Origin of the sequence: Vibrio sp. 10N.222.49.C12, from assembly GCF_041475025.1 — a bacterium.
In the GTDB taxonomy this organism is placed as follows: domain Bacteria; phylum Pseudomonadota; class Gammaproteobacteria; order Enterobacterales; family Vibrionaceae; genus Vibrio; species Vibrio crassostreae_C.
The window spans coordinates 1-400 of sequence record NZ_JBFRVF010000053.1; the positions used below are offsets into that span (position 1 = coordinate 1).

The following is a 400-nucleotide window of genomic DNA, read 5'->3' on the forward strand; positions in this document are numbered from 1 at the left end:
CGATTAACGGTACTAACGACGCCGCTACTGTCAGCAGTGCGACCGTTGCCATCGATGAGACTAACAAAGCGGTAACGACATCAGGAACGTTGACCAGTACCGACGTAGATAATCCAGATAATGCATTCACACCGGATTCGATTACTGGCACCAACGGTGACCTGACTATTGATGCCAATGGTCATTGGGCGTTCACCGCCAGCAGCGCGTTTAATCAGTTAAACGTCGGCGATAAAGTAGAAGAAACCTTCACTGTCACTTCCGTTGATGGCACACCTTCGACCATTAAAGTCACGATTAACGGTACTAACGACGCCGCTACTGTCAGCAGCGCGACCATTGCCATCGATGAAACTGACAAAGCGGTAACCACATCAGGTACGCTAACCAGTACTGACGT

General features: G+C 49.8%; 1 protein-coding gene. It reads left to right on the forward strand.

Annotated elements, in window-relative coordinates:
* Positions 1 to 400: VCBS domain-containing protein (locus tag AB4583_RS16005; protein ID WP_372118264.1), on the forward strand; the 400-nt coding region annotated here is incomplete at both ends.